Source organism: Endozoicomonas sp. ALE010, from assembly GCF_049310165.1.
In the GTDB taxonomy this organism is placed as follows: domain Bacteria; phylum Pseudomonadota; class Gammaproteobacteria; order Pseudomonadales; family Endozoicomonadaceae; genus Endozoicomonas.
Genome location: NZ_JBLYNV010000066.1, coordinates 1 through 12,835, shown reverse-complemented (window position 1 = coordinate 12,835; position 12,835 = coordinate 1). Strand labels below are relative to the sequence as shown.

Here is a 12,835-nt window from a genome sequence, read left to right as displayed (position 1 = left end):
TATAACAACCCAACTTGCTACATTAGCAACTCTAAAAACAGACACCGTCGTCAGTTTATAAGCGTTAGCTGCTTCCTGGCTCTATATGGCAGTTATGCGCATTAGCAGAATAAAAAGAACAGGGGTAGACCATGCGCCGTTGGAATGGCTGGGGTGATGAGAGTTACGTTAAGGAAGTCTCCGACCATGGGGATGCATTGATTCGCCGTATTATCGGCGAACCGACCCCCTTGAAAGATGCCACCCTGGAGAGTGTGATAGCCAGGGTACCAGCGTCCCGTCTGCCTGAACATCCACTGATTGTCACTGCTGCAGAAGATCGGGTTCGCCATGCCCGTGGCCAGAGCTTTCCGGACTGGCTGGCCATGCGCAGTGGTGATTTTGGGGTTTTTCCGGACGGTGTCGCCTATCCGGAAACCAGTGCACAGGTTCGCGAACTTCTTGCCCTTGCGGTCCGGCACGATTTTATTGTGATTCCCTATGGCGGTGGAACATCCGTTGCCGGACACATCACGCCACAGAAAAATACCAGAGCCATTTTGACCATTGATATGGGTCACATGAACCAGTTAATGGATCTGAATGAAGAGAGCCAGATTGCCACCTTTGGTGCAGGGACTCCCGGACCACAGGTTGAAGCACAGCTGCAGGCACGGGGTTATACCCTTGGGCACTATCCCCAATCCTGGGAACTGTCCACCATTGGCGGCTGGATCGCCTCCCGCTCTTCAGGCCAACAGTCACTCCGTTACGGCCGTATTGAACAGATGTTTGCCGGTGGCCGTATGGAAACCCTGCAGGGCACACTGGATATTCCTTCGATTCCCGCCTCTTCCGCAGGGCCGGACATTCGTGAGCTCACCATGGGCACCGAAGGCCGCCTGGGTATCTTTACCGAAGTGAAAGTACGCGTACAACGTGCAGCAGAAGAAGAAAAGTTTATGGTCTGCTTTATGCCAAACTGGCAGGCAGGTAAAGCCGTCGCCCGGGAAGTTGCACAGCAGAAGATCCCGCTCTCCATGATGCGGGTCAGCAACGCTAAAGAGGCCCGCGCCCACGCTCATCTTGGTACCTCACTGACACAGTTCAAACTGCTGGATGGCTATCTGCGTTTTCGCGGGCTGGACGACAATCGCTGCATGCTGACCTTTGGCGTGACCGGCTCTGAATACCAAAATAAAGTAGCCCTGAAACAGCTGGGCAAGATTCTGAAAAAACATGGCGGTGTTGGTGGTGCACTGGCCAATATCATGGGCACCATCTGGGCACATGGCCGTTTCAAATTCCCTTATCTGCGGGAAACCACCTGGGCACGGGGCATAGCAGTCGATACACTGGAGACCTCCACCGATTGGGAGAATGTAGACAGCCTGATGCATCAGATGGAAGCGAGCCTGGAAAACGCCTTAAAGGATGAAGGGGAAAATGTCATGGCATTCACTCACCTCTCCCATATCTACGGTCAGGGGTCGAGTATCTATACCACCTATTTCTTCCGCTGCGCTGACAGCTACGAAGCCACTCTGGCACGCTGGAAAAAACTGAAGGCCAAAACCTCTGAAGTGATTGCCCAAGGCTATGCCACCATTTCCCACCAGCATGGCACTGGCCGTGACCACGCGCCTTATATGCCGACAGAAAAAGGTGAGCTGGGGATGCGGATGATTGCCACCCTGGTGCATGACTTTGACCCGGACAAACGACTGAACCCCGGCGTGTTACTCCGGGACAGCGAATAAGTTGAATTAATCAGGTACCCAACCCATGTGGCAGAAATCCTGGCAGACAGGTAACCGGAATCAGTTACTGGAAGCGTTAAAAAACAATACTGACAAAGAATGGGATATCGTTGTGGCCGGTGGCGGCATCACCGGTGCTGGCATTGCCCGTGAAGCGGCACGCCGGGGCCTGAAGGTGCTGCTGGTTGATCGTCAGGATTTCGCCTGGGGAACCTCCAGCCGTTCATCAAAAATGATCCATGGCGGCCTACGCTACATCGCTTCCGGCGATATCAAAACCACCATGCACTCAGTTTCCGAACGGGAACGCCTGATGAAAGAGGCTCCCGGCCTTGTTGATCAAATGGGCTATCTGATGGCCCATTACAAAGGTGGGTTTCCAGGGCCGCTGGTCTTCAATATTCTGCTGCGTATTTATGATTTTTTTGCCGGTAAGCGTTACCGTAAATTTCATAAATCACACGACGTTGAAAACCTGAGCCCACTCATTAATGCGCACAAGCTGCTCGGTGCCACCCAGTTTGCCGATGCCATTACCGACGACTCACGCCTGGTTATCCGGGTTTTGCGCGAAGCTCAGAAAGACGGTACTACGGTAATAAATTATGTTGGTGTCGATGCGCTGATTAAACACAATGGTCAGGTGACGGGTGCTCAACTGAAGGATACCGAAACCGGTCAGGTAATGCCGGTGAAAGCCAAAGTGGTGATCAATGCCACAGGTGCCTGGGGTGATCAACTTCGGGGTGAGATGACCTCAGAGCAGCATATTCGCCCGGCCCGTGGCAGCCATATTGTCGTACCCGGCTGGCGACTGCCGGTGGCTCAGTCATACACCGCCATGCACCCGGATGATAAACGACCCATATTTATTTACCCCTGGGAAGGCAGAACCGTGGTCGGGACAACCGACCTGGACAACGGCGTTATTGGCAACCATGAAGTAGCCATGACCCGTGATGAACTGGAATACCTGATGCAAGCCGCCTGCGCCCAGTTCCCGAAAGCCGGGTTAACCGAACAGGATATTATATCTTCATGGGCCGGTGTACGCCCGCTGGTCAGCTCCGGGACACTGAACCCGTCAAAAGAAAAACGTGACCACAGTATCTGGAACGATAACGGGCTGGTGACCGTCAGTGGGGGCAAGCTGACCACCTTCCGGCTGATTGCCCTGGATGTATTAAAAGCAGCTGAAGAGTACCTGCCCGGCGTTGATTTCAGTGATACCGGCGCGGATATGTTTACTCAATACGAGCCTGATAGTTCTCTGTTTAACAAGCTGCCGGACTATTTAAAGAAACGTATCCGGGGCCATTACGGCATGGACGCTGATCGTTTACTGACACAGATCCAACCCGATGAACAGGACGTTATTCCCGGTGCCCGTGCCCTCTGGGCCGAGTTGCGCTGGTCGGCCGGCAATGAAGCCGTTGTGCACCTGGATGATCTTCTACTCCGCCGTACCCGCCTGGGCTTGCTGCTGGAACAGGGAGGCCTGATTTTTGCCGACAGAATCAAGACCATCTGCCAGGAAGAACTGGATTGGAGCGAACAGCATTGGCAACAGGAAGTCACCCGTTATCAATCCATCTGGAACACTTATTACAGTATTCCGAAACGGCGCAAGAACGCTGATACTCGATAATAAGAAACAAGAAGTGAGTGTGTAGTGAGTGATTCAGACTATGTGCTGGCCATCGACAATGGCACACAGAGCATTCGGGCCCTGGTATTTGACAGTGCCGGCAATGAGATCGCCAAAAGCAAAGTTGCGCTGGAGGCCTATTTTTCACAACACCCCGGCTGGGCAGAACAGCACCCTGACTACTATTGGCAGCAACTTGGAAAAGCCTGTAAAGCGTTATGGGACCAGGGCATTGTAACGCCCGGGCAGATCAAAGGTATGGCACTGACCACACAGCGCTACACCATGATTAACCTGGATGAAGATAAAAAGCCTTTGAGACCCGCCATTGTCTGGATGGATCAGCGTAAAGCCGAACCGGAAAAGCCCGTTGGCGGCCTCTGGGGACTGTTAATCAAGACCATCGGCCTGACCAGCCTGATCGAAGATCTGCGCGCCAAAGCCCGTGATAACTGGATCATACAACATCAGCCCGATATCTGGCAGAAGACCCGTTACTATGTAAATTTATCCGGCTACCTGACCTATCAACTGACTGGCGAAATGAAAGACGCCTGTGGTTCAGTGGCCGGTTATCTGCCCTATGACTATCGCCGTCAGAAATGGGCTGGCAAGCACGATCTGAAATGGCAACTGCTGGCCGCCAGACGACACATGTTGCCGGAACTGGTACAACCCGGCGAGCGGTTAGGTCATATTACGGCTGAAGCTGCGGAGCATACCGGTCTGCCTGCGGGGTTACCAATGATCGCAGCCTCATCCGACAAGGCCTGCGAAGTCCTGGGCGCAGGCGGTGTTGACCCTCATATTGGCTGTTTGAGTTTTGGCACTACAGCCACCATCAGTACGACAACGTCCCGATATTTTGAAACAGTTCCCTTTATTCCACCCTACACAGCGGCGATGCCTAAGCGTTACAACACTGAGGTGATGATTTATCGGGGCTTCTGGATGGTCAGCTGGTTTAAAAATGAGCTGGCCCAGGCCGAGCAGCGTAAAGCAAAAGAGTTGGGTGTAGAGCCCGAGCAGCTTTTCGATGCCCTGTTAACCCAGGTACCACCGGGCTCAATGGGCTTGATGATGCAACCTTACTGGTCCCCGGGCGTACGTCAACCCGGCCCTGAAGGCAAAGGCGCTTTTATTGGCTTTGGCGATGTTCATAAACGGGCGCATATTTACCGTGCGATTCTGGAAGGACTGGCTTACGAACTGCGATCTGGTAAAGAGCAGATTGAAAAACGCAGTGGCACACCGATCACCCGGCTACGGGTCTCCGGTGGTGGATCCCAGAGTGATGCCGCCATGCAACTGACGGCCAATATTTTTGGCATGGAGGCAGAACGGCCACACACCTACGAAGCTTCCGGCCTTGGGGCAGCCATTAACTGCTGTGTCGGCCTTGGCATTCATAAAGACTATAACGAAGCCATTGATAAAATGACCCGGGTAGGCGATGTGTTTGAGCCAGACCTGCCAACCATGCAGCTGTATGACCGTTTGTACAATGAGGTTTATAAAAAGATCTATAAACGCCTGCAGCCGCTGTATAAATCCATTCGGGATATTACTGGTTATCCGAAACATTAAGTTCCTTTTGACTTTTTTGACTTGTTAGGGGTATTGAAATCAGTATCAATAGTGCTACTATCAATTAATGGCAAGTATATCTGATATTCTCGAACTGATGAGCAAAAACCCCAAGGGCGTCAGATTCAAGGATTTATGTAAAGTCTGCGATGCATACTTTGGGGCTCCCCGACAAACAGGTTCAAGCCATCGGGTTTACAGAACTCCCTGGCAAGGGGATCCAAGGGTGAATATTCAGGACAGCAAGGGCAAGGCAAAACCTTATCAGGTAAGACAAGTGTTGCAGGCAATAGAACGTATGGAGCAAGAAAGCAATGAATAAATCCACCGACAAATACACCTATCGGGTCACCTGGTCTGAAGAAGATCAGGAATATGTGGGCTTGTGTTCTGAGTTTCCCGGCCTGAGCTGGCTGGAACAAGACCAGATAGCAGCGCTGAACGGTATTCGGAAACTGGTATCAGACACCGTGGCGGATATGCAAGCGGCTAACGAGACAATCCCGGAGCCTTTTTCCATCAGGGACTACAGCGGCAAAGTGTTGCTAAGAGTACCACCGGAAACTCATCGACATCTGGTTATTCAGGCGGCAGAATCCGGTGTAAGTTTGAACCGTTATATTGCCAGCAAGTTGCACTGAGCAGCTGAAGGCAAATGGTTTTGTCCTCACTATCATCTACATTAATGACTATTTTTCCCTGCCGATATCCCCTTTAGAGGGGAGCTGGTGTCAGGACTTTCTTTTTGAACACATTCAAGATTCATAATGACACAGTTTTTTCTGACAGCCTTGTGTACCAGGTACTGACCGAGTATCAATCCGCTGAACCGGTGTTGGTCGAGCAGGCGAATATGGCAACAGCGGGCAACTCAACGGCGAACACCGGAAAAGAACATGACCTCGGCCAACAATCTGAAGGATAATATATGTCCAGCGCTGGAGCCCCGATTTAATCAACAGATATCTGCATTTTCATAGTAAAAAAAGGCGTATGTGATTCAAACAATTCTCACCACTGCTATAGCACTGGCTATTATTTCTTCTCGAGTAGCGTACGTACAGCGTCAGTATTACACGTCAAAAGCAGTTAAACGTTAAAGGTCCACCTGTTTCACTCCTCCGGGTATTTACTCTGCAAGACAGTGGATCGATATCGCCGTAAACAACTTTGTTATGAGGTATTGGTTTTGATACGGCCACCAGGCGTACCCTCGGCAGGCACTACCATTGACCCGCAACCGGTGACAACCCCGACCACACAACCAGAGGGCCAATGGAGAGGGTTTGGGGTGGCCCAATCCGCAGTCAGTGCATTTGTTCAGTCGCTAAACCCCCACTATGACCCAACCAATTCCCGGCCGCCAGTACCGGATGTTGCTGACTCTGCTGCTGGCATTGATTTCCCGGGCCGTGATGGCCAGACCAGTGATTACCTGCAGTTCATCACACTGGCAGGACGGGCGATAGCAGCCTGTGCCAACCTGCCTCCGACAATCAATAATGCGCTGGGCTATCTTGTCAACCTCGCGGTCGCGGGGCAGTTTGCCAGCGATCAGTTTAACTCGGTCACTGCCCACGCCGGTTTGGTACCCGAACCTGGCACGCACAGGGAAAATACACCGGACGCCCCCCCGGAAAACACTAAAAACAACACCAGAAAAACCTCAAAGAACCCACGACAACAGCCCGGTAAACCCGTTACCACAACGCACCGGGCTGGCCAGTTACCAAAAACGTCCCTGGCACTGGGAGCTCTGGCCAGCCTTTCCTCGGTCGGCGGATCAGCACCAGCAGCCACCTCTGACACCGCCCCCTGGGTTAAGGTGGCGGATGCCGAGACTCTGAGCAGGGTCTGCCATGATGTGGAATCATGCGGCAATAAATATCAACTGACTAAAGATATTGATGGTAGCCAGTTAACCCAACCCATTGGTAATAAAACCCATCCGTTTACCGGCAAGTTGGACGGCAATGGCCATACCATTGGCAACCTTTTCCGGTGCCTGGTAGAACACCTCTCCGCTGAGGGCAGTATCGAGAACCTGAGTCTTATTGATGCCAATATAAATTCAACAGCTCCGGCCGGGGTAGCGGCTTGTGAAATGTCAGGCGACGCCAGGATCAGCAATATTCACGTTGAACGTGCTTGCGTTGCTACCAGGGGTGAAAATGCAACCGCAGCTGTTGCTGTGGGCAAAATTAACAAAGGAACAGTTACCAACACAACAGCAGCAAACTGCAGGGTGGAAACCTCCGGTAATAAAACAGATGCCGGTATTGGGGCGGGATATCAGTTAACAGGAACTGTTACCAACACGACAGCGTTGAACTGCACGGTGACAACCTCTGGTGAGGATGCAAATGCCGGTATTGGGGCGGGAAGGTCCCATGCAACTGTTACCGACACGACGGCGGTGGACTGCACGGTGTCAGCTTCCGGAGAGTATTCAAATGCTGGTATTGGGGCGGGAAGATCGTACCTTGCAACTGTTACCAACACGACAGCGTTGAACTGCCGGGTGAGAGCCTCAGGCAAAAAGGCGAATGCTGGTATTGGGGCGGGACATCAGAGAAAAGGAAATGTTATCGAAACGGCAGCGGTGAATTGCACGGTGAAAACCTCAGGTTCAAGTAAAGAGGCGAATGCCGGTATTAAAGAGACGAATGCCGGTATTGGGGCGGGATATCTGGCAGGCGGAAATGATATAGAGGGAAATGTTATAAAAACGACAGCGGTGAACTGCTGGGTGATAGGTGAAAAGGCGAATGCCGGTATTGGGGTGGGAGCAAGGAAGAATAAAGCAAATGTTATCGACACGACAGCGGTGAACTGCACGGTGATAACCTCAGGCAAAGAGGCAAATGCTGGTATTGGCGCAGGATCCATTCAGGGAAAAGGAAGTACTGCCAACACTACGGTGATTAACAGCTTCGTTAACAGTACTGATAATGCTCCCTCCCCGGAGATCAATGGAGGAGATAACCCAGTTATTTGTAATGTCAGTATTAATGGTATAAAGCAAACATACAACCGCCAAGCGTGTATTCATTGGCTAAATAATACTCTATTCTGTGAAGATCTTGACCGCCGATTGGTAACGCGGGATTGCCAAGCTGTTAATACTGGTATTGATACATCAAATGGTACTAATGCCCTTCCATCATCTCCTGTCACAGAGACGCTGGCCACGGTGCCAGGCACCACCATGAACGTTTCCAGCCCGGGTTCTATCACACTTACAACGCCCCCAACAACTGGGGCCACGACACCAGGCATGACCTTTTCCTCCCCGGATTCTGCCACTTTTGCCAAATCAACACCGTTAGTGCAATCACTAAATCTAAATACTGTCGTTTTAGCCTGTATCACCCTGGGCGCGTTGTTTGTTGTGCTGATCGGTGTGTACACCTACCGCTATTGCAACCAAAGATCATCGGCCAGGGCTGGCCGTAACCACCCCATGCCGTGGCAACCCGACGACAGATCCATGACTGGTAGACCACTGCCTGCTCCTCCTCAGAACCATTGCGATCTGCTGTTAGTCAGACCGGAGAACACGGCAACAGGATGCAGCAGCGCCATGGCGAACGCTGGAAAAGAATCAGACCAACAACGCCCTGACCGTCCGGATGTACTGAACGAGGATGAATCCATCTATAGCCTTTACGAACCGATGGGGGTCAGGCAGGCGGGTATGGCAAAAGGGGGCAGCAACTTCATGGTAAACACTGGAAAACAACCTGACCCTGGCCAACAACGCCCTGACCGTCCGGATGAACTGAACGAGGATGAATCCATCGATAGCCTTTACGAACCGATGGGGGTCAAGCAAGCGAGTATGGCAAAAGGGGGCAGCAACTTCATGGTAAACACTGGAAAACAACCTGCCCCTGGCCAACAACGCCCTCCCCCCCCGGTGTACGAGAATGTATCGACCAGGCATAAATCCGCCTCCAGGAGGCTGACCGAGAATAGACTGCCCTACACGGCAACTGCTCCTGCGTTGCTCTAGCTCCTGCATCCATGCAGTCGTGCGGCGACAGCAAATTGATCTAAAAATCCTCTTTTGTTCGGCAAATAGCCCCGCTATTCACCTCACAAAACCAAATTTTTATCCTCAATTTTCTGCCTATCATTTACATTAATGACTATTTTTCCCTGCCGATATCCCCTTTGGTGATGCCCTTTTTCAGTCAGATATGCACTCTGGAATGAATCAGGATCACTTCGTTGTTTCAGAAAGGTCATCACTGTTGCTCCCCGTGCTGGCATCATGGATAACAAACCGGTTCCTCCCATGATTTCATAACAACCAACCGGGCTCAATTGATCAGGATATCCAAAAATAATGAATCAGGAAGCCTACGAGACAGATATTGCGATTGTTGGGGCAGGAGTGGGCGGCGCTTATTCAGCATGGCGCTTAAGGGATAAAATTTCGGCTCCTGAACACCAGAAAATTGACCTGTTTGAAATGAGTGACCGGATTGGCGGCCGTCTTTACTCCCTCAAGATGCCCGGAATGCCCAACGTACCGGCAGAACTGGGGGGCATGCGCTACTTTTCCAGTCATGCAGTGACCCGGGAACTGGTCAACGCTTTGGGCTTACCCACTCTTGACTTTCCGGGCAGTGGCACACAGGGCAATATTTCTTTTGTGCGCAACCACCATCTCCGTGACCTGGACTTTCGTGATCCGGATAAAGTCCCCTACCGGCTGAGTTTCAATGAGCGGGGTAAAACACCTGGCGAACTGATTCAATATGTGATCGATACGCTGGTTCCTCAAAGCGTCCGTGCATCCCCTGATGAGTGGAGAGCTTTCCGACAATCCCATACCCTGGAAGGAAAAAGGCTCTATGAGTACGGATGGTGGAGTCTGATGGACTGGGTACTGTCCAGAGAAGCGATTGAACTGATCAATGATGCCGGGGGTTACGACGCTCCTTTTCGCAATTGGAATGCCGCCGTGGCGATGGATGTCTTCAGAAATAATGCACCGGGCTGGGATGTTCCCTCAAGGATGATTGCAACCGGCTTTCAATCATTACCCGAAGCCCTGGTGCAAGGATTTATTAATCAAGGAGGCCGGTACCACTCCCGTCAAAGGCTATGCACCATAACCCCATTTAAACAGCAGGGACAGACCCGGGTTAAACTCGTGTTCGAGAATGCCCGGGGTACCAGAATGGTGGTTAATGCCCGGCACGCCATTTTAGGGTTACCAAAACGCTCACTGGAGCTACTGGATCAGGATTCAGTTCATTTACGCACCCCCGAAATACGGTCGGACATTGACTCAGTCATTTCAAAACCGGCCATTAAACTTTATCTTGGCTACCCTTACCCTTGGTGGAAGGTGCTCGGGATCAGAGGGGGTAAGTCGGTGACTGACCTTCAGATCAAACAGTCCTATTATTTTGGTACAGAAGAGGATCGACCTGCCGGTGAAGCTGGCAACACCAACGCCCTGTTGCTGGCAGCCTATACCGATGGCCGGGTGCTGGATTACTGGCATCCCCTGGCCAGAGGGAATGAGTTTGCCGGAGCAGAGAACCCCTTTGTTCCGGTGGGACAGAGCCCTCTTCCCAACGAGAGCCGGGCCACCAATAACCAGGTTGTGCAAGCCCAAAAGGAACTCAAGGTGCTTCATGACTTGAAATACATTCCGAAACCTTATACTGCGGCCTACATGGATTGGTCTCAAGACCCCTATGGGGGAGGATACAGTTTGTGGAAGCCCGGACAAAAGAGCCTGACTACTCAAAAGCGTATGCGCCACCTGCCCGGTTTACCCATTCACATTTGCGGTGACTCTTATTCCGATCTGCAAGGCTGGGTGGAGGGCGCATTGACCAGCACCGAACTGATGCTGGAAGAACATTTTCAACTGGAACGTCCGCGCTGGATTGAAAAAGACTATTTATCCCGTTTTGCCGTGTAGCACGCTGAATTGGTCAGTTCCAGAGCACCTGAAGAGGAACCTATTCCAGTCACTCTAGATGACGATTCAGAAAACTCCAGATTTTTTCATTATATGAAAGCCAAAGGTGTACCCGATCATGAAGGGCGATACTCAGGACAGAAAACCGAGACTGGCAGGAAGATTTGCATCCGCAAAGGATCATACGTACTTTTTATCTTCCATCCTCAAAAGTGAACCCCATGGATCAATTTTCAAGGATCAGGATGGCGAACTCTTAGTTGATTGTTTAGCCCAGACAGTCGTCGCAAGATCGGATCAAGACTTGGCAGATAGCTCGCCAATTTAGTAATTGTCCTGAAATAATTTCTACATTTCGCCTATAGCAAAGAGCCATAAATATATTCTTTGATGATCTTTTCTATGCGAGTGGTCATGGGTAATTATTCAGAAGTAGTTGAAACTCAGATGGTAGATTTTTTCTGCTCACTCAATGAGAGAGATCGCCGAAGGTACGCTGCTATTGAAGCAGTAAAGTTAGGTCATGAGGGTATCGAGTAGATATCTCGATTACTGGGCTGTCATCGGGAAACTGTTGCTCACGGAATAACTGAACTTAATTCCAAAAAGCAGCTCACTACGAATCGGATTCGTAAAAAAAGGGGGGGGGAAGAAGAAGACTAACGGTGGTATGTCCCTGTTTGGTTGAGAACGTGCTCCGTATTCTACACGATCACACCGCAGGTGATCCTATGCGGCAGGAAGTACGATGGACAAATCTATCCCGCCGAAATATTTCCCGACAACTTGAGAAGACAGACACTCCGGCAAGTAAGAATATCGTCTCCAAGGTGCTTTATGAACAAGGTTTCCGTCGTCGTAAGCCTCAGAAAAAGAGAACGATGGGGCAGAATAAAGATCGCGACGCACAATTCAGAAATCTTAAAAGATTGAAGCAGGAATATTTGGATGCAGGCAAGCCAGTACTTAGCATGGATACCAAGAAGAAGTAGACATTGGGTAATTTCTATCGCGAAGGGGTGACGGATGCTATTGAGCCAACGATTGTCAATGATCACGATTTCCCCAGTCAGGGCAATGGCAAAGTTATACCACATGGGATATACGACTTGGGCAAAAACAAGTCAGTGGTTCATTTAAATACCAGTAAAGACACGTCTGAATTTTCTTGTGAGTGCATTGCTCTCTGGTGGCTTGAGCATGGACAGAAAGACTATCCAAATGAAGATGAGATATTAATTATGTGCGATGGTGGCGGTAGTAAAGATAGGCTAGAAGCCAGTAACATCAAGGGGTTTCGGACTTTAAAGGAATGTGGCGGAAAGGCTTCTGGTCGGCGTGAGAGGATTCGAACCTCCGACCCTTTCGTCCCGAACGAAACGATTTTTTATTATAATTCAATCACTTAATACTAATATTTTGTTCTCATAGCTACCTGTAACTTCTTGTTTTTACAAACGACCGAGCATGCTTTGTTCTCACGTTTTCTGCCCGGTCATTTGTCACTTATCAGGTCGTTTTGGTACGTTAGATTTATAACCTTCCGGGAAACACCTCTACATTCAGAACCTGCCTGGTGTTGGTATCCAGGTAGCATGTGTAGATATGGTTTTGCCAGGCTCCAAAGCCGTTCTGGAATTTGATTTTGTCGCCAACGTATTTCACATGGCCTGCTTCCTTATCGCTCCAGATCGCTCGGCTGAATTTTGATTCAAGCAAACCATCGGTCCACTCAACGTCATACTTGGCAAAGCGTTCTATGGCACCATCACACTCGATACTGGCGGTGATCAGATGGCGTTCCCCCCCAGCATCCAACATCGTCTCTGCACGCTTTTTCTTCCTGCTCTTTTTCCAGTTTTGCCAGACGGGCTTCTTCTTCAGCCTTGGCCTTCTCAGCTGCAACCTGAGCCT

Annotated in this window: 10 protein-coding genes and 1 pseudogene; 9 read left to right on the top strand and 2 right to left on the bottom strand. The window is 50.7% G+C overall.

From position 1 onward, the window contains the following. Positions 1-131 precede the first annotated feature (131 nt). From ACO6UY_RS20430 to ACO6UY_RS20400, 7 genes are all read left to right on the top strand, one after another. Positions 132-1,739 carry an FAD-binding oxidoreductase gene (locus ACO6UY_RS20430; RefSeq protein ID WP_422449041.1) on the top strand — a complete coding sequence of 536 codons (1,608 nt, stop codon included), beginning with the start codon at positions 132-134 and terminating at the stop codon, positions 1,737-1,739. Positions 1,740-1,764: 25 nt separating this feature from the next. Next, entirely contained in the window at positions 1,765-3,387 is a 1,623-nt protein-coding gene (locus ACO6UY_RS20425) for a glycerol-3-phosphate dehydrogenase/oxidase (RefSeq protein ID WP_422491034.1), read from the top strand. A gap of 24 nt (positions 3,388-3,411) precedes the next feature. Next, positions 3,412-4,974 carry an FGGY-family carbohydrate kinase gene (locus ACO6UY_RS20420; RefSeq protein ID WP_422449045.1) on the top strand — a complete coding sequence of 521 codons (1,563 nt, stop codon included), beginning with the start codon at positions 3,412-3,414 and terminating at the stop codon, positions 4,972-4,974. A gap of 67 nt (positions 4,975-5,041) precedes the next feature. Continuing rightward, positions 5,042-5,296: a toxin HicA gene (locus ACO6UY_RS20415; protein ID WP_422449047.1), complete on the top strand. Its 255-nt coding sequence runs from the start codon at positions 5,042-5,044 to the stop codon at positions 5,294-5,296. Beyond that, positions 5,289-5,615: a type II toxin-antitoxin system HicB family antitoxin gene (locus ACO6UY_RS20410; RefSeq protein ID WP_101748750.1), complete on the top strand. Its 327-nt coding sequence runs from the start codon at positions 5,289-5,291 to the stop codon at positions 5,613-5,615. The genes ACO6UY_RS20415 and ACO6UY_RS20410 overlap by 8 nt, the downstream gene beginning before the upstream one ends. A gap of 104 nt (positions 5,616-5,719) precedes the next feature. Then, the gene (locus tag ACO6UY_RS20405; protein WP_422449050.1) at positions 5,720-5,899 is read left to right on the top strand and encodes a hypothetical protein; all 180 of its coding nucleotides are present in this window, start codon (positions 5,720-5,722) and stop codon (positions 5,897-5,899) included. A gap of 264 nt (positions 5,900-6,163) precedes the next feature. Further along, positions 6,164-8,989: a hypothetical protein gene (locus ACO6UY_RS20400; protein WP_422449052.1), complete on the top strand. Its 2,826-nt coding sequence runs from the start codon at positions 6,164-6,166 to the stop codon at positions 8,987-8,989. Positions 8,990-9,072: 83 nt separating this feature from the next. Here ACO6UY_RS20400 and ACO6UY_RS20395 read toward each other — a convergent pair whose 3' ends face one another. After that, a complete protein-coding gene (locus tag ACO6UY_RS20395) occupies positions 9,073-9,303 on the bottom strand; it encodes a hypothetical protein (RefSeq protein WP_422491032.1) in 231 nt (76 codons plus the stop codon). Between the two features lie 22 nt (positions 9,304-9,325). Here ACO6UY_RS20395 and ACO6UY_RS20390 point away from each other — a divergent pair, with 22 nt between their 5' ends. Further along, complete coding sequence (locus tag ACO6UY_RS20390) at positions 9,326-10,921, top strand: flavin monoamine oxidase family protein (protein WP_422491030.1); 1,596 nt, start codon at positions 9,326-9,328, stop codon at positions 10,919-10,921. Between the two features lie 665 nt (positions 10,922-11,586). Next, positions 11,587-12,330: pseudogene (locus ACO6UY_RS20385) on the top strand (ISAzo13 family transposase). A 124-nt stretch (positions 12,331-12,454) separates the two neighbouring features. Here ACO6UY_RS20385 and ACO6UY_RS20380 read toward each other — a convergent pair. After that, the coding region (locus tag ACO6UY_RS20380) for a hypothetical protein (RefSeq protein WP_422491029.1) at positions 12,455-12,835 on the bottom strand (381 nt) is incomplete at its 5' end.